Raw genomic sequence first — 17,171 nt, 5'->3', positions numbered from 1 at the left:
AGCCAGCGTGCATGGAGTGCGTGCATACGCAGGACTGGTTGTACCAGCAAATAGTTAGATTTGCAACTACGTGGAAACCCGTATGGCGACAGGGAAAAGTAGCTGAACAATGCGGAAACGCCGGCCCCGCCTGGGTCTCGCTCTCATGCGCCCGGCATGACCGGAGCCCGCCGCATGCGGGTCTGTTGACAAAAACATACGCGCCCCACACACTCGTCTGAACTGTTGAGCATCGCCAAGCCAGCAATGTACGCGCCGCCTTAGCTTGGCAGCTTTGTCCTGCGGAGAAGACATGCCTGCCCTGAACCGATTGCTGGCGTCCCTGGTGCTGCTGCTGTGTGCGCCCGCGGTGCCCGCCCAGCTCGCTCCCCAAGCGCATGTCCCGACCACCGTCGCCGGCTTCAGTCCGGAAGGACAGGTCAAGCGGGTACGGCAGGTGACTGCGCGCTTCTCCGCGCCGATGGTGGCCTTCGGCGACCTGCGCGCCACGGCGCCCTTCGCGGTCGACTGCCCGGGCGCGGGCGACGCTGCGCGCGGCGCCGGGCGCTGGGTCGACGCCAGCACCTGGAGCTATGATTTCGAGCGCGAGCTGCCGGGCGCCACCGCCTGCCGCTTCACGCTGCGAGAGGGCCTGCGCGACCTGGCGGGCCAGCCGCTCGGCGGCGCCCGCGCCTACGCGTTCGCCACCGGCGGCCCGGCGGTGGTCCGCAATCTGCCCATGGAAGGCAGCCGTCTGGACGAGGACCAGGTCTTCCTGCTGGCCCTCGATGCGCCGGCGACGCCCGACTCGGTCGCGCGCCACGCCTGGTGCCGCGTCGGCGGCGTCAACGAGAAGATCGGCGTGCGCCTGCTGGAGGGCGAAGAACGCGCCCAGCTTCTGGCAGCGCGGCAGGACTTCGTCGACCGCCACCTGGCTGCCCACGCCAAGGGACGCAGCAAAGCCGAGGCGGGGCGGTTGGTGGCGGCCCTGCACTGCCGGCGCACGCTGCCTGCCGATACCGATGTGACCCTGGTCTGGGGCCAGGGCGTGGCGGCGCCGAACGGCATCGCCACCGCCCAGGACCAGGAACTGGCCTTCCGCACCCGTCCCGAGTTCCGCCTGAGCCTGGGCTGCGAACGGACCAATGCGCGCGCGGGCTGCGTTCCCTTCCTGCCGGTGCGGGTGAATTTCAGCGCCCCGGTGCCGGTCGCCGAACTGAAACAGCTGGTGCTCGAGGAAAGCGGCGGCAAGCGCCACTTGCCGGTCTTCGACGAGGATGCCAAAGGCGAATTCGCCAACGCGCTGCGTTTCGCCGGGCCTTTCCGCGAGCTGAGCACCCTGAGCCTGCGGGTGCCCGCCTCGCTGCGCGACGATGCCGGCCGCCGCCTGGCGCTGCCGAAGAAGGCCCTCAGCCTCAGGGTCGACCGCCAGCCGCCGCTGGTGAAGTTTGCCGCGCCCTTCGGCATCATCGAGGCGCGCGGCGACCGCCTGCTGCCGGTCACGGTGCGCAACGTCGAACCGCTGCTCGCCACCGCCGTACGCAGCGGGGCCAGCCTGCGCGTCGAGCGCGAACAGGACGTGCTGGCCTGGCTGGCGAAGCTGAATACTCACGGGCGCGACCCGTGGACCCAGCCGGAAGGCAGCCTGAAGGTCTCGCTGTTGGGGGCCAGGGCCGAGGGCAGGATCGAGCGCTTCGCCCTGCCCAAGCCGCGCGGCCGGCGCGGCTTCGAGGTGATCGGCATTCCGCTCAAGAAACCGGGCTTCCACGTGGTGGAGATCGCCAGCCCGCTGCTGGGCAAGGCGCTCAACGACAAGGGCGGTACCGCCTGGGTGCGCAGCGCCGCGCTGGTGACCAACATGGCGGCCCACCTGAAGCGCGGCGCCGAGTCCTCGCTGGTGTGGGTGACCTCCCTCGATAAGGGACGCCCGGTGGCGGGCGCGCAGGTGGCCGTGCGCGATTGCGCCGGCAAGCAGCTGTGGACGGGCCGCACCGACGCCGACGGCATCGCCCGCATCCGCACCGCGCTGTCGCGCGCCAAATGCGGCGACAATCTGTTCGTCAGCGCGCGCAGCGGCGAGGATTTCACCTTCACCCTCTCCAGCTGGCAGAAGGGCATCGAGCCCTGGCGCTTCAACCTGCAGCAGGGCAGCCTGGACGAGGACACCCGGATCGTCGCCACCGTGTTCGACCGCACCCTGCTGCGCGCCGGCGAAACGGTTCACATGAAGCATTTCCTGCGCCGCCGCGTGGGCACGGGCATGGCCCTGGTCACGGCGGGCGACCGGGCGCCGGCGCCTGGCTATGCCTGGCTCGGCGAGGAGACGCTCGACAAGGCCGCACTGCCGGCCAAGGCCTGGGTGGTGCACCAGGGCAGCGGCGACAAGATAGCACTGCCGCTTGCCTGGGATGCGGCGGGCCAGGCCCACGGCGAGTGGAAGATCCCGGCCGAATCGAAACTCGGCGGCTACCAGGTCGTGGTGGGCAACCAGGTGGCGGGCGAATTCCGGGTCGAGCAATTCCGCGTCCCGACCATGAAGGCAGTGTTGAAGGGACCGGCGCTGCCGGTGGTGGCTGCCCGCGGCCTGGCGATCGACGCGCAGGTGAGTTACCTGAACGGCGGCCCGGCCGGCCAGACACAGGTGACGCTGCGCAGCGTGGTCGAGGATGCGCATACCGTTTTCGAGGCCTTCGAAGGATTCAGCTTCGGCGGGGGCGACGTCAAGGAGGGCGTCGAGAAGCCGGGCGAGGGCGGCGACGAGGAATTCCGGGAAGAGGGCGAGGAGGAAGCGACGACGGCGGAAGGCCCGCGCCAGGGCGAGGCGCCGCGCACCCAGCGCCTGGCGCTGGACCGCCAGGGCGCCGCGCGCATCACCGTGCCGGAACTGCCCCAGGTCGACCGCCCGCGCAGCCTGCTGGCGGAACTCAGCTGGCAGGATGCGAATGGCGAAACCCTGACCGCGTCCACCCGCGTGTCCCTGTGGCCAGCCGCGCTGGCGGTCGGGATCCGCACCGGCGACTGGATGAACAAGGAGCGCCTGAAGTTCCAGGTGGCGGTGGCCGGCGTCGACGGCAAGGCGGCGCCGAGTGTCGAGGCCAAGGTCGACTTCTTCCGGCGCGAGACCTTTTCGCACCGGCGCCGCCTGGTGGGCGGCTTCTATGCCTACGAATCGACGAGCGAGATCAAGCGCATCGACGGCGGGTGCGGCGGACGCACCGATGCGCGCGGCCTGCTGCCGTGCGACGTGCCGGCTCCGGGCGAGGGCAACATCATCCTGCGCGCCCGTGTCATGGATGCCGAAGGCCGTGCCTCGGTCACCCGGCACGAAGTCTGGGTCGCGGGGAAGCGGGAAAGCTGGTTCGACGTCGCCGACAACGACCGCATCGACCTGCTGCCGGCCAAGCCCCGCTTCGAGCCGGGCGAGCAGGCCGGCTTCCAGCTGCGCGCGCCCTTCCGCGAAGCCACCGTGCTGGTGACGGTGGAGCGCGAGGGCATCCTGGACACCTATGTGCGGCGCCTGTCGGCGAATGACCCGACGCTGTCGATCCCGATGAAGGCGCACTACGCGCCGAACGTCTTCGTGTCCGCCCTGGTCGTGCGCGGCCGGGTGGCCGGGGTGAAGCCGACCGCCCTGGTGGACCTGGGCAAGCCGGCCTACAAGCTGGGCATCGTGCCGGTCAAGGTCGGCTGGGCCGCGCACGAGCTGGACGTGCAGGTGCTGCCAGAGCGCCAGGTCTACCGGGTGCGCGAGCGCGTCAAAGTACGCGTGAAAGTCAGGCGCCATGACGGCAAGCCGCTGCCGGCCGGAGCCGAGATCGCGCTGGCCGCGGTCGACGCCGGACTGCTGGAGCTGAAACCGAACCACAGCTGGGCGCTGCTGGACGCCATGATGCGGCCGCGCGGCCAGCAGGTCGAGACGTCGACCGCCCAGATGCAGGTGGTCGGCAAGCGCCATTTCGGCCGCAAGTCGGTGGCGCACGGCGGCGGCGGCGGACGCGGTGCGAGCCGTGAGCTGTTCGACACCCTGCTGCTGTGGAAGGGCAAGGTGCTGCTGGATGCCCAGGGCGAGGCCGAGCTGCCGGTGCCGCTCAACGACTCGCTCACCAGCTTCCGCATCGTCGCCATCGCCAGCGCCGGCGCCGGCCTGTTCGGCACCGGGGCGAGCGAGATCCGCAGCACCCAGGACCTGATGCTGCTCTCCGGCCTGCCGGCGCTGGTGCGCGAGGACGACCGCCTGCGTGCCGGCTTCACGGTGCGTAACGCGTCCGGCGGCAAGCTCGACGTGAAGCTGGGCGCCAGCATGGCGGCCGATGGCGGCACGCCGCAAGCGCTGGCGGCGCAGGCCCTGTCCCTGGAGCCGGGCGCCGCGCGCGAAGTGAGCTGGGACGTGACGGTGCCGCAGGCGCGCAGCCTGCACTGGCAGGTCGATGCCGCTGCGGACACCGCGCGCGACAGTATCCGGATCAGCCAGGACGTCGCCGAGGCGGTGCCGGTCCGCACCTATCAGGCCACGCTGCTGCAGCTCGATGCGCCGAAGTCCATCACGGTGCAGCGCCCGGCGGACGCGCTGCCGGGCAAGGGCGGGGTGCGCACCACGTTCAGCCCGAGCCTGGCCGGCAGCATGGCCGGGGTGCGCGACTACATGGCGCAGTATCCCTACACCTGCTTCGAGCAGCGCACCTCGAAGGCCGTCGCGCTCGGCGACGCGGCCATGTGGAAGAGCGTGGCGGCCACCCTGCCGGCCCATCTCGACGGCGACGGCCTGCTCAAGTTTTTCGCGACGATGGGCCAGGGCGACGATGCGCTGACCGCCTACGTGCTGTCGGTGAGCCACGAAGCCGGCTACGACATCGCCCAAGACCAGCGCGAACGCATGGAAGCGGCCTTGATCGCCTTCGTCGAGGGAAGGATCGTGCGTGGCAGCGCCCTGCGCACCGGCGAACTGGCGGTGCGCAAGATCGCCGCCCTGGAGGCATTGTCGCGCAGGCAGCCGGTGCGCCAGGCCTGGTTGCAGTCCTTCCGCATCGAACCGAATCTGTGGCCGACGTCGGCGGTGATCGACTGGTATCTCATCCTGCAGCGGTCCGGGGAACTGGAAAGGCGCGCGGAACTGCTGGCCCAGGCCCAGCACATCCTGCGCGCGCGCCTGAACCTGCAGGGCACGACGATGGGTTTCTCGACCGAGCGCAGCGACGACTGGTGGTGGCTGATGGCCTCGCCCGACGTCAACGCCACCCGCCTGCTGCTGGCGATGCGCGACAATCCGGCCTGGCAGGCCGACATGGGCAGGCTCGCGCGCGGCGCCCTGGGCCGCCAGCAGCGTGGGCGCTGGGGCACGACGCTGGCCAATGCCTGGGGCGTGCTGGCGATGCGCAAGTTCTCGGAGAAGTACGAGGCGCTGCCGGTCATGGGCAAGAGCAGCGTGCAGCTGGCCGGCAACAAGTGGAGCGGCACCGTGCCGGCGAGCGTGCTGCAGGCCTGGCCGGACAAGGCTGCGCCACTGGCGATCCGCCATGAGGGCAGCGGCAAGCCCTGGGCCACGGTCCAGAGCCTGGCGGCGATTCCGCCCAAGGCGCCGCTCTCGAGCGGCTACCGGATCACCCGTACCGTGACGCCGGTCGGGCGGCAGACGGCGGGCAGCTGGACGCGCGGCGACGTCTACCGCGTGCGGCTCGACCTGGAAGCGCAAGCCGACATGACGTGGGTGGTGGTGGACGATCCGATTCCGGCGAGCGCCAGCATCCTCGGCAGCGGCCTGGGCGGCGACTCGCGCATCGCCACCGGCGGCGAAGTACGCCGGGGATGGGTGCAGCCGGACTTCGAAGAACGCACGGCGGGCGCCTTCCGCGCCTATTACTCCTGGGTCCCCAAGGGCAAGTGGAGCATCGGGTACACCGTGCGGCTGAATAACGACGGACGTTTCAGCCTGCCGCCGACGCGGGTCGAGGCCATGTACAGCCCAGGGATGTTCGGCGAGTCGCCGAACGCGCCGGTGGTCGTGGGGCGCTGATGCGAGCCTGGTGGGCAGCCCTGCTGGCAGCACCGGCAATGGCGACGGCCGCCGTGCCGACGCCGGAGCAGGTACGCGCCGGCTGGCAGCCCTCGGAAGCGCGCCTGCTCGACCGTCACGGCGTGATGATCGACTCGGTGCGGGTCGACATGCGCGCCCGGCGCGGAGGCTGGGTGGCGCTGGCCGACATCTCGCCCATGCTGGGCGCGGCGGTGCTGCAGGCGGAAGACCAGCGTTTCATGCAGCACGGCGGCGTCGACCTGCGCGCGGCCGGCCAGGCGGCCTGGGATAATCTGTTGAGAATGCGCCTGTTCCGGCAGCGCCCGCGCGGCGCCTCCACCATCACGATGCAGCTGGCCGGCCTGCTCGATGCCGAACTGCGCGCCGCGGGCAAGGGCCGCAGCTGGCTGCAGAAGTTCGACCAGGCCGTGGCGGCGCGCGAGCTCGAGGCCGGATGGAGCAAGGCGCAGATCCTGGAAGCCTACCTGAACCTGGTCGGCTTCCGCGGCGAGCTGCAGGGTGTCGGCGCAGCCTCGCGGGCGCTGTTCAACAAGGCGCCCTCGGGTTTGGACGGCGTCGAGGCCACGATCCTGGCGGCGCTGCTGCGCTCCCCTTCGGCCGCCCCGAAAGCTGTGGCGCGCCGCGCCTGCCAGCTGGGTGCTGAGCTGAAGCTGCCGGGCGGCTGCGGCGCCATCGAATTTCGTGCAGCGGTGGCGCTGGCGCGGCCGGTGCAGCCTGCGAAGCCAGGTACGCCGCCGGCATTACGCCGGCTGCTGGGGCAGGCCGGCGCCGGGGTGCGCACCACGCTCGACGCCCGCGTCCAGGCGGCGGCGCTGGACGCGCTGCGGCGCCACCTGCGCGAGCTGGCCGGCCGCAACGTCGGCGACGGCGCCGTGGTGGTGATCGACAATGCCAGCGGGGAGCTGCTGGCCTACGTGGGCAATACCGGCAGGGGTGAGGTCGACGGGGCGGCGGCGCCGCGCCAGGCCGGCTCCACGCTGAAGCCTTTCCTGTACGGACTGGCGCTGGAGCGGCGCCTGCTCACCGCCGCCTCGCTGCTGGACGACAGTCCGGTCGATGTCGCGGCCGGCGGCGGCGCCTACGCGCCCCAGAACTACGACCGCGCCTTCCGGGGCTATGCCAGCGTGCGCACCAGCCTGGCCAGCTCGCTGAACGTGCCGGCGGTGCGCACCCTGCTGCTGGCAGGCATCGAGCGCTTTCACGCCCGCCTGCATACGCTCGGCTTCAGCACGCTTACCGAGGATCCGGATTTCTACGGTCCCTCGCTGGCCCTCGGTTCGGCCGACGTCAGCCTGCTCGAACTGGGCAACGCCTACCGCACGCTGGCGAACGGCGGCCGTTACGGGCCGCTGACGCTGCGGCCACGCGCAGCGGCGCCGCTCACGCCGGTGATGGACCCGTCCGCGAGCTACGTCATCGGCGACATCCTGGCCGACCGCGGCGCGCGCAGTCCCGCTTTCGGCCTGCGCAGCGACCTCGCCACCGCCTACTGGAGCGCGGTGAAGACCGGCACCAGCAAGGACATGCGCGACAACTGGTGCATCGGCTATACCGACCGCTACACGGTCGGCGTCTGGGTCGGCAACTTCAACGGCCAGCCCATGTGGGACGTGTCCGGCGTCTCCGGCGCCGCGCCGGTATGGCGCGACGTGATGGATTTCCTGCACCGCGACCGGCCCGGCAGGCAGGGCGCGGCGCCGAACGGACTGGTGCGCCGGATGGTGGCCTATGTACCCGCGCACGAGCCGGCTCGCGAGGAATGGTTCCTGCGCGGGACCGAAATGGACCTCGTCGAAGCGGTGCCGGCGGCGCGGCGCACGGCGCGGATCGTGTATCCGGTGGACGGCAGCATCATGGCGGTGGATCCGGACATCCCGGACCGCCTCGAGCGCGTGCTGTTCCAGGCCGAGGGCGCGGGCGGGCACCGCTGGCGCCTGGACGGGCGCGATACGGGGCCGGCGTCCGCGCCGTTTGCGTGGAGGCCGGCGGTGGGCGAGCACCGGCTGGAACTGGTGGACGCGGCGGGCGAGGTGGTGTCCACCAGCCGCTTCGAGGTGCGCGGCAATTAGGGCGCCGGCACCGGAAGCTCCTGGTCCCCCAGCAGGATCTTGTCCGGCGTGATCGGCGTGCTGCGCAGCCTCCGGCCGGTCGCATGCAAGATCGACGCCGGCGGCGGCCGGCACCTCAGGCAGCGGCAGCGCCGTTTCCGGGCCCCGACCACGACCGCGACGTGAACGCCGCGATCAATCTGCAACGGCTAGTTCACACACCTGGTCCGGATCAATCGACGGTCATGGTCTTCGCCTGCGGATCGACCATGCGCACCATCCTGACCACGGCGTCGGTGCTGACGGTGTCGATCTGGCCGGCCATGCGGCGGTCGTAGGGATGGTCGTCGAAGGCGACATTGGCGCGGAACATGCGGGCGCCGAGGCGGGTCGCGGCCGATATTTCGACGGTGGGAGGCTGAAAACCGATACCGCGCAGCCATCGCTGTGCCTCGGCCCGGGTCTCGACCTGGCCCGCCGGCGCCAACGCGGCGGCCAGGGTCTCGAGCACCCACTGGTTCGAGTTCTGGTATCTGGTCGAGTAGACGTAGGACAGCATGTTGTAGCGCGGCTCGTGCAGGCGCAAGGGGGTGCGGGTGACCGCCAGCTGCGCCAGCCTGGCCTGCGCGCCCGGCCCCGGGATCACCAGCTGGGCCTCGTGGCGGTACAGGTCGGTCAGGAAGAAGTTGCCCATGCCTTCGTAGTACAGGCCGGAGACCGCGCTGCCGCAGTCGTTCAGCGCATGCACCACGGTCCAGCGTCCCTTCGGATGGTCGCGCACCACGATCCCCATGTGCGAATAGCGCAGGCGGTAGCGGCTCAGGTCCTGGCCGGCGCGCGCTACCAGGGCGACCTGGGCGCCGCTGGCATCGAGGGCCTGCACGGTGCGCTGGGCCAGGTCCATCGACAGCACCACTTCATGCGGGGCGAGCGGGCGTTCCTCGCAGGGCTGGCCGGCCCGGGCCGGGGCGGCGGCCAGCGCGGCGGTGACGACGACGGCGGCGAACAGGCGGCGCGCCATCAGATCGCCCTCGAATGGTGCAGCAGGACCTTGCCCGCTTCGTTCGGGAGGAAGGCCAGCGCCTTGCCCGACATGACCAGCACATGGCCGGTCGCGGTGCTGACCACTTCGAGCGTGGTGCCGGCCGCGATCGACACGCCGGCGGCCGCCCGGCCGGACAGGCGTACCGTGGCGCGGCTGGCGTCGGCCGCGTTTTCCAGTATGACTTCGAGGCCGTCGCCGACCGTCCTGACGCTGGCCACCACCACGGCGCCGGTGGCGGCGAGGGTCAGGATGGAACCGCCCACCACCACGCCGGACAGGTTGGCGCTGGCGTTCGACAGGGCCGACTGGCCGGCGGCGTGGGCGGCGTGGGTGGTCGTGCAGGCCAGGCCGAGCAGGGCGGCGAAGATGAAGCGTTTCATGGGGGCCTCCGTAGTGAACGTAGGGGCATGATCCGCACCGCACGACATCCGTGCAAGGAATGCTGGCGGAGTAGCACAGGATTGCCAGCCCGGTATCGGCCGGCGATACCTTATGCCGCAGCGGCCAGCGGCAGCGCCGGCAGCGCCAAGGCTTCCACGCGGTCGCGCCCGTTGCGCTTGGCGGTATACATCAGCTTGTCGGCGGCGTCGATCAGGGCTTCGAGCGAAGCGCTGCTCCCGGGCGCCGCCGCGGCCACGCCGAAGCTGGCCGTGGCATCGACCGGGGCCCTGGCGGGGCCGGTGTCGGCCCGGGCGGCGCCGAAGCGCGAGCGTAGCCATTCGGCCAGCCGGACAGCCTCGTCCAGCCCGGTCCCGGGCAGGATCACCAGGAATTCTTCGCCGCCGTAGCGCACCACGCTGTCGGCGCCATCGCGCGCCACCCCATGCAGCAAGCTCGAAAAGCGCAGCAGTACGGCGTCGCCCGCGGCATGGCCGTGGGTGTCGTTGATCCCCTTGAAGTTGTCGATGTCGCACAGGATGACGGCCCGGGGCCCGGACGCAGGTCCCATCAGCTTCTCGTGCAGGTGGCGCCGGTTGTAGCAGCCGGTCAGGTGGTCGCGTTCGGCCGCATGCTGCAGGATGCGCCGCCCGCGGTACTCCTCGCGCAGGGCCGCGTTGTAGCGCAGTGCCGCCAGGGCGCCGAAGGTGTTCACCAGCGCCAGCAGCATGCCCAGGGTGAGCAGGTCGGCGAAGCCCATGCCGGCCCGGGTCAGGGTCAGCACCAGGAAGCCCGCGCTCGCGGTCGCGGCGATTGCCAGCGCATAGGCGAGCCGGTTCGGTATGTACAGGTAGATCACCAGCAGCATGATTGCCAGCGACATCGCGTGCCAGTGGAATTCGCCGGGCCGGTGTACGGCGATGAGCATGAAGCAGGCGAGCGCCACGACTTCGGCGATGCTGGCTGCCAGCCGGGTGGCGCCGACCGGCAGCGGGCGCCGCCAGGCCAGCCAGGCGCAGCTGCCCGCGGTGACGGCTACCAGCAGGCGCGCGCCCAGCAGCAGTGCGGTGTCCGCGACCATGCCCAGCGCCGCCAGGTCGGTAGCGAAAAAGCCGAGGAAGTACAGGGTGCAGAACAGCAGGGTGAAGGCGAGCTGCGCGCGGGTGGCTTCCAGGTGATGCGACAGATAGGCGGATTCGGTGCCGCGATCGGCGAACTCGCCGCTGAGCGGATCGATCGCCAGGGAATCGGACGGGGTGGGGCGAGGCATGATGGCTTTCTTTACAGCGCTAATAGCGCATTGTGCCATTTTCTAGAACGGTACATGCTCACAGATTGTAACTCCATGGCAACTTATTTTGGTTTGAGGCAGCGCTGTACCGACCAGCTGCACGAGCTGATCGATTCGCTGCCGGCGAGATACGACACCCCGGTGGGCGAGCGCGGCGACGGCCACCCGGTGAAACTCAGGGCCCGCGGAAAACGATGGTCTTGTTCCCGTGCAGGAAAACCCGGCGCTCGATGTGGAACTTCACGGCCCCTGCGAGGGCCAAGCATTCGTTGTCGCGCCCGACGCGCACCAGCTGTTCCGGCCCGAAGTTGTGGTCGACCCGGGTCACCATCTGCTCGATGATCGGGCCCTCGTCCAGGTCCGGGGTGACGTAGTGGGCGGTGGCGCCGATCAGCTTGACGCCCCGGTCGAAGGCCTGGTGGTAGGGCCTGGCGCCCTTGAAGCCGGGCAGGAAGGAGTGGTGGATGTTGATGCAGCGCCCGGCCAGGCGGCGCGCCAGCTCGTCCGACAGGATCTGCATGTAGCGCGCCAGGATCACCAGCTCGGCGCCGGTTTCCTCGACCACTTCCAGCAGCCGGGCTTCCTGCTGTGCCTTGTTCTCTTTCGTCACCGGCAGGAAGATGAAGCGGATGCCTTCGCGTTCGACCATCGGACGCAGGTCGAGGTGGTTCGACACCACCGCCGTGAGCGACATATTGAGTTCACCGTTGCGGCGGCGGTACAGCAGGTCGTCGAGGCAATGGTCGTCCTTCGACACCATGATCACGGTCTTGACCGGGTCCGCCGGGTCGTGGATCTTCCACTGCATCTCCAGGCGGGCGCCGCAGCCGGCGCCAAACTGTTCGCGGATGTTCTCGATGCTCGGCGAGCCGGCCTGCAGCCGGAACACGGCGCGCATGTAGAAGCGCTCGGTGGAATCGTCGTCGAACTGCTCGAGCGCGCAGATGTAGCAGTCGCGCTCGGCGAGGAAGGTGGCGACGGCGGCCACGATGCCGATGCCGGCGCGGCAGCTCGCGTTGAGGATGTATTCGGTCGGGGCGTGCGGCGGCCGGGCGGTTTCGTTGGGGGTCATGCGGTCGTCCTGTCTATACGTGCAAAAGCCTGTCTATAGGTGGACGCCTGCGCTGTTAGCAGGTGGCGCGGGAGGCGCTGCGATGGGTGGCCGCAGGCCGGTGGCGCCGCCGTGCAAGCCTTGTGGACGATGCAGACGTTGTCATTCTACTAGCATGGCGGAAGCGCGGCGGGCCGTCAAGACTTGTACGATACGGAACAGCTGGCGGGCCGAGCGGAAGGCTCAGGCATTGGCATTGCCGCCACTCAGCATAGCGAATTTAACAATGAGTCGTTGCGGCTTTGCGACCACAAGGCGTAGCATCGTTCCAGCGAACAGAACACTTGGTCATACGGCCGAGCGCCAGGTTTGCCAGATCTTGATTGGAGCCGTCATGACCAAGAGAAGAAGTTTCCTTCGCATTGCCTCCGGCGTGGGCGTCTCCGCCTGCGCGGGGACCGTGCTTCCAAACCTGGCGATGGCCCAGGCCGGACGCAACACGAATGTGCACTACATCGATCCAGGCGTCACCGGGCCGGGCGACGGAACGCTTGCCAACCCCTTCCGCTCATGGACCAGCGTCACCTGGCTACCCGGCCATACCTACCTGCAGAAACGCGGTACGACGTATTCCGGTGTCTTCCAGCTGTCGGCGAACGGCACTGCGCTGCAGCGCATCACGATCGGCGCCTATTTTCGCTCCAACGGCGCCGACGACACCTCACAGCCAAAGCCGGTCATCGTCTTGCCGGGCGCGCCCGCCACGCCGGCCGGCGGCGCCTCGGTCGCGGCGTACAAGCAGGAGCGCGATTTCGTCTCCTACCGCAACCTGGACATCCGGAACAGCGCCTTGCCGGAGGGGAGCGACGTGGCGATCATCTGGCTGGGCAACGGCTGCATCTTCGAGAACAACAACGTGACGTCGAATTGTGCCGGCGTCTATGTCTTCGAAAAAAACAATGTGGGCATCTCCAACTGTGTGCTCGACGCCATCAGCAATGGGCCGGCATATGGCAACCAGGGGATTCTGGTCGCCGGCGGCACCAATATCGACGACATCCGCCTGCTGAATAATACGGTCCGCCACCGCGGCGGCGGCTCGGTGACCTCGTATGGCATCCGCTGTGAAACCTATAACAGCGCCTCCTTCATCACGCGTCTCGTGATTCGCGGGAACCGCGTTTCGCCGCCACCCGGCGTCGCCTACAACCCGAACCGCAGGGCGATCGGTATCTACTGCGTCCAGGGAAATGCCGCCACGCTGGACAGGAATACCGTGACCGGTATGCTGACCGGCATCTTCATCAACGGTGGAGATCTCAGCTATGTGGGCAACAATACCTGCAGCAACAATATGAATTTCGGGATTCATATCGCCGGCCATGCCAAGTCCTACATCATCGAGCGCAATGTCTGCAACGCCAATGGCGGGACATTGACCCCAACGTATTATGGCCGGGGGATCGAGTTATCGTCGAAGGCCGGACAGGACGCCGTATCCGGACATACGATCCGCTACAACACCTGCAGGTTCAACTACAACTACGGCGGTCCGCTGGACAATGGTTCGGAAGGCGTAGGCATTGGCGTGGACGATGGGGCCAGCAAGTGCTCGGTGTATGGCAACATCGTCTCGAACAATGAAGGGAACGGTATCCAGATGTACGGCGGCGGCGATCGGGCCAAGTATACGGACACTGGCGGCCACACGATCGATTCCAATAGAATGGATGCCAACTGCAGCGTGTCCGTCCTGAACCGCCGCAGTGGCGGGAAGACACCCAGTCCCTTCCAGGCGCATATCGCGCTGGCCTATATTTACGGCAGCCCCACCGTGGTCTCCAACAACAAGTTTTCGGGACGGACCAGCATGAGGATTTACACCGACGGCACGGATGCGAACATCACGATCGTCGGGAATGGCTAGGCGGGTTCGATGGAACCCGCCCTTGGCCGTTTATTCCGTGCGGTCGTAGGCAGGCTTCCGTCCCGATGGGGGCGGTGTGGTGCAGCTGCCGCTATTGATGGTCCGCGACCAGCTGGCCCGATGAGCAGGGGGCCGAGCAGGCCGATCGCCCACGGCCCTTTGCTGGCCAGCCACGTTGACATGGCGCCGGCGACCGTCGCGAGGATCAGCAAGCCCGGAGGAAGCTTGAGGTGGAAACCGAGGGGAATGGCGGCCCACATGTCGAACACCGCCAGCGCGAATACGCCGAATACGCTTTCAATCATGCGTTGTCCTATACGGAGTGGCGGTGCTAGTCGCGGAACAGGTGGGTGAAGGTCCGGCTCACGGGCAGCTTTTCCGCGCAGCCGCGCAGCAGCACCTGCATGCGCTCGGCATCGACCTTCTCGACGGCGGCGATGGCGCCGACGTTGACCAGGGTGCCGCGGTGGATCTGCCAGAAGCGCTCGCGGTCCAGGCCACCCAGCAGGTCCTTCAGCGGGATGCGCACCAGCGCTTCGGAATCGGCCAGCACCACCCGGGTGTACTTGGTGTCCGACTGGAAGAACAGGACCTCGTCGACGTCGATCAGGCGGATCTGCTTGCCGACGCTGGCCTTGATCCACTTCATTTTCTCGGTACGTGCGCCGGGCAGGGCGCTCTTCAGGTGGCGCAGCAGGTCGCCCAGGTCGGCCGGCGGATTACTCAGCTTGGCGCGGATGCGCGTCACCGCGCGTTCCATGCGATCAAGCTGGACCGGCTTGAGCAGGTAGTCGACCGCGCCGGCGTCGAAGGCCTCGACCGCATACTGGTCATAGGCCGTGACGAACACCACGTGGGCGTTGTCGCCGATGCGTTCCGCCACTTCCAGCCCGGACAGGCCCGGCATACGGATGTCCAGGAAGACGACCTCCGGCTCGTGTTCCAGGAAACCGTCCCAGGCATCGTTGCCGTTCTCGGCCACGGCCACCACCTCGGCGTCGGGCCAGCAGCTGGCCAGCATGCCGGCCAGGCGCTCGCGCATCAGCGGTTCGTCCTCGGCGATCAATACGCGGGTCATACGGCCTCCTTGATCGATGCGGGCACGCTGAGCTCCGCCACCAGCCCCGGATCGGCGTCGCGCAGCACCAGGCCGGCCGCATCGCCGTAGGCCAGCTGCAGGCGCCGCCGCACGTTGTCCAGGCCCGCGCCATCGCCGGGCGTGTCGCTCATGCCGACACCGCTGTCGTGGACGCAGATGCGGACCATGCCTTCGTGCACTTCGGCCGTGACGCGGATCTCGCCGCCACGCAGCGCAGGCTCGATACCATGCTTGATCGCGTTCTCCACCAGGGTCAGGATCAGCATGCTCGGGATCTCTACCCGGGCCAGTTCGCCGGGCAGCGACAGCGCGAAACGGAGGCGCGCCCCCATGCGGGCCTGCATCACCCGCAGGTAGGACTCGATGGTGGCGAATTCGCTCTTCAGGCTCACCTGCTCGCAGCGCATGTCGCTGAAGCTGGCACGCAGGAAGGCGATCAGGTCGGCGGTCAGCGCGGCGGCGCGCGGGGCGCCGTCGGCGGCCAGCTGCTGCACCGCGCCGAGGGTATTGAACAGGAAGTGCGGTTCGATCTGGGCGCGCAGCATGCGCAGCTGCGATTCGCTCAGTTCGCGCGCCAGCCGTTCGCGTTCGGCGTCGCGCTGCAGCTGCTCCATTAGCGCCGCGTGCTGGCGGCGCCGGTAGGAGCTGAGGAGCAGGAGAGGCGTGAGCAGGACCACGGAAATGATGGCCGCCGTCGGCATGACTTCCATCAGCCTCGGCGCCTGCTCGGCGAGGGGCCTGCCATCGGCGATCGCAAGACCGACACCGGCGCCGAGGCCGCCGCAGAGCAGGCCCAGGATGAACTTGCGCCGGTTCTGGAAAGCCTGGCTGGCATTGAACCAGACCCCAAGTGCGCCGAACAGCAGCCCGAATCCGAGCAGGTTGCAGGCGAGGATGGGGATGTGCCAGTTGCCCTTGCCGGTGATGAGGCCCAGTGCGATGCCTGCCAGCGTGAAGCAGCCGACCAGGACGGCGACCGTGATCCACAGGCGCGCCCCGCGGTACTTGAGTGCAAACTCGCGCATCTGCTGGCGCTCGATCGGCGACATCTTTGCGATGGCATCGGCCATCTTGCGACGGTAGCCGGGGGCTGCCTGTGCTGCCAGCTCGGGCCGTTCCAGCACGGCCAGGTGTTCACGTTCGAGGTCGTCGTACCAGTCGATGATCTTGCGCCACATCTTGCTCTCCTTGGTGTTCAATATAAGGCAATGTGGCTAGTCTAGGAAAGCTTCCGCCTTCGGAAAACGGGCAGGTGACGAACCACGACCGGGTGCGACGAACGACGAACGCGCTCCCGGGCTGCTATCATCCCGCTCTTTGCCCTGCCCGATCCATGCAGCACGCACTTCCCAGCCAGATCCGCGCCATGCGCCCGGAAGATCTCGACGCCATCCTCACCGTGCAGGCGGCCTGCTATCCACCGTCGATGCAGGAAGCCGCCGCGGTGGTGGCTGCGCGGATGCGCATCGCCGGCGAGACCTGCGTGGTCGCCGAGGACGGGCTTGGCGTATGCGCCTACTTGTTCGCTTACCCGAGCAGGTTGGGGCTGGTGACGCCGCTCGGCGCGGACTTCGCACCCGCGCGCGATGCCGACACCCTCTATCTGCATGACTTGTCGGTGGCGCCGCGCGCGCACGGCCGCGGCCTGGCGCGCGGCCTGGTTGGCCACGTGCTGGCCTTGGCGGGAAGGCGGAGATTGGCGTCGTCGGCGCTGGTCTCGGTGCAGGACACAGCCGCATTCTGGAACGCGCTGGGCTACCGGCAGGTCGATGCGGCCGGTGCGGCGGCGCGCACGGCCCTGGCCAGCTATCCGGGCAGGGCGCGCTACATGGTTCGTCCGCTTACTGGACCCGGCGCACCTTGGCCGAGTTGTTAGAGCCTTCCACTTTCAAGAACAGGGTCCCGAACAGGTTGCGCTCGATCGTGACCTTCGGATCGCGCATGCGCGGCAGCACCGCCTCGCTGCCGTCGATGACGCGCCAGACCTGGCCGTTGGCGAGGCGGATCTGCGATCCGGGCCCCCAGCCCTGGAAGTCGCCCTGGATGGTGCTGGTGATCGACTGCGGCTCCGCTTCGCGCTGCTTCTTGACTTCGATGCCGAAGTTTTCTTCCTTGCGCACCGGCGCGGCGACGGCGACGGCCTGCTTCGCCCCGACCTGGATCGCGTCGTAGCAGGCCAGGCGCGCGCCGGTATCCGCCAGGCCGCGGCATTTGAGGATGGCCGCATCGTCGGCCAGGGCAGCACCGGACAACAGGAGCAAGGAGAGGGGCAGTGCTTTCATCGTGATCCTTCAGACGGTTATACGGACCTCGGATTATATC

12 protein-coding genes are annotated in these 17,171 nt (G+C 68.7%); 4 read left to right on the top strand and 8 right to left on the bottom strand.

The annotated features are described in order from the left end of the window. The first annotated feature begins 292 nt into the window (after positions 1-292). Positions 293-5,989: an alpha-2-macroglobulin family protein gene (locus AC56LK_RS03790; protein ID WP_497183233.1), complete on the top strand. Its 5,697-nt coding sequence runs from the start codon at positions 293-295 to the stop codon at positions 5,987-5,989. Further along, positions 5,989-8,079 (top strand): penicillin-binding protein 1C, encoded by a 2,091-nt coding sequence (gene pbpC / locus AC56LK_RS03785; RefSeq protein WP_497183232.1) that lies wholly within the window; start codon positions 5,989-5,991, stop codon positions 8,077-8,079. The genes AC56LK_RS03790 and pbpC overlap by 1 nt, the downstream gene beginning before the upstream one ends. A 211-nt stretch (positions 8,080-8,290) precedes the next feature. Here pbpC and AC56LK_RS03780 read toward each other — a convergent pair whose 3' ends face one another. From AC56LK_RS03780 to purU, 4 genes are all read right to left on the bottom strand, one after another. Beyond that, a complete protein-coding gene (locus tag AC56LK_RS03780) occupies positions 8,291-9,079 on the bottom strand; it encodes a DUF2145 domain-containing protein (protein WP_497183231.1) in 789 nt (262 codons plus the stop codon). Further along, a complete protein-coding gene (locus tag AC56LK_RS03775; RefSeq protein ID WP_497183230.1) occupies positions 9,079-9,483 on the bottom strand; it encodes a hypothetical protein in 405 nt (134 codons plus the stop codon). The genes AC56LK_RS03780 and AC56LK_RS03775 overlap by 1 nt, the downstream gene beginning before the upstream one ends. Positions 9,484-9,593: 110 nt before the next feature. Next, positions 9,594-10,751, bottom strand: coding sequence for a GGDEF domain-containing protein (locus AC56LK_RS03770; RefSeq protein WP_497183229.1), 1,158 nt, complete (start codon positions 10,749-10,751; stop codon positions 9,594-9,596). A 196-nt stretch (positions 10,752-10,947) separates the two neighbouring features. After that, positions 10,948-11,844, bottom strand: coding sequence for a formyltetrahydrofolate deformylase (gene purU / locus AC56LK_RS03765; protein ID WP_497183228.1), 897 nt, complete (start codon positions 11,842-11,844; stop codon positions 10,948-10,950). A 373-nt stretch (positions 11,845-12,217) separates the two neighbouring features. On the opposite strand from purU, the gene AC56LK_RS03760 reads away from it, so the two are divergent. Continuing rightward, on the top strand, positions 12,218-13,750 hold the full coding sequence (locus AC56LK_RS03760; RefSeq protein ID WP_497183227.1) for a right-handed parallel beta-helix repeat-containing protein: 1,533 nt from the start codon (positions 12,218-12,220) through the stop codon (positions 13,748-13,750). On the opposite strand, the gene AC56LK_RS03755 is transcribed toward AC56LK_RS03760, so the two are convergent. The 3 genes from AC56LK_RS03755 to AC56LK_RS03745 are packed head-to-tail and all read right to left on the bottom strand — an operon-like array spanning position 13,747 to position 16,027. Continuing rightward, entirely contained in the window at positions 13,747-14,055 is a 309-nt protein-coding gene (locus tag AC56LK_RS03755) for a hypothetical protein (RefSeq protein WP_497183226.1), read from the bottom strand. The two genes, AC56LK_RS03760 and AC56LK_RS03755, sit on opposite strands and share 4 nt — an antisense overlap. A 26-nt stretch (positions 14,056-14,081) precedes the next feature. Next, positions 14,082-14,828 (bottom strand): LytR/AlgR family response regulator transcription factor, encoded by a 747-nt coding sequence (locus AC56LK_RS03750; RefSeq protein ID WP_497183225.1) that lies wholly within the window; start codon positions 14,826-14,828, stop codon positions 14,082-14,084. Then, on the bottom strand, positions 14,825-16,027 hold the full coding sequence (locus AC56LK_RS03745) for a sensor histidine kinase (protein WP_497183224.1): 1,203 nt from the start codon (positions 16,025-16,027) through the stop codon (positions 14,825-14,827). The genes AC56LK_RS03750 and AC56LK_RS03745 overlap by 4 nt, the downstream gene beginning before the upstream one ends. A gap of 155 nt (positions 16,028-16,182) precedes the next feature. Here AC56LK_RS03745 and AC56LK_RS03740 point away from each other — a divergent pair, with 155 nt between their 5' ends. After that, positions 16,183-16,725, top strand: coding sequence for a GNAT family N-acetyltransferase (locus AC56LK_RS03740; RefSeq protein ID WP_497183223.1), 543 nt, complete (start codon positions 16,183-16,185; stop codon positions 16,723-16,725). Here the strand turns inward: AC56LK_RS03740 and AC56LK_RS03735 are convergent. After that, positions 16,691-17,131, bottom strand: a complete 441-nt coding sequence (locus AC56LK_RS03735; protein WP_497183222.1) for a hypothetical protein — start codon at positions 17,129-17,131, stop codon at positions 16,691-16,693. The two genes, AC56LK_RS03740 and AC56LK_RS03735, sit on opposite strands and share 35 nt — an antisense overlap. Between the last annotated feature and the right edge of the window lie 40 nt (positions 17,132-17,171).

The organism is Telluria sp. ZB4P36, from assembly GCF_059685865.1.
The sequence above is the reverse complement of the archived record's forward strand: the minus strand, read 5'-3'. Positions and strand labels throughout refer to the sequence as shown.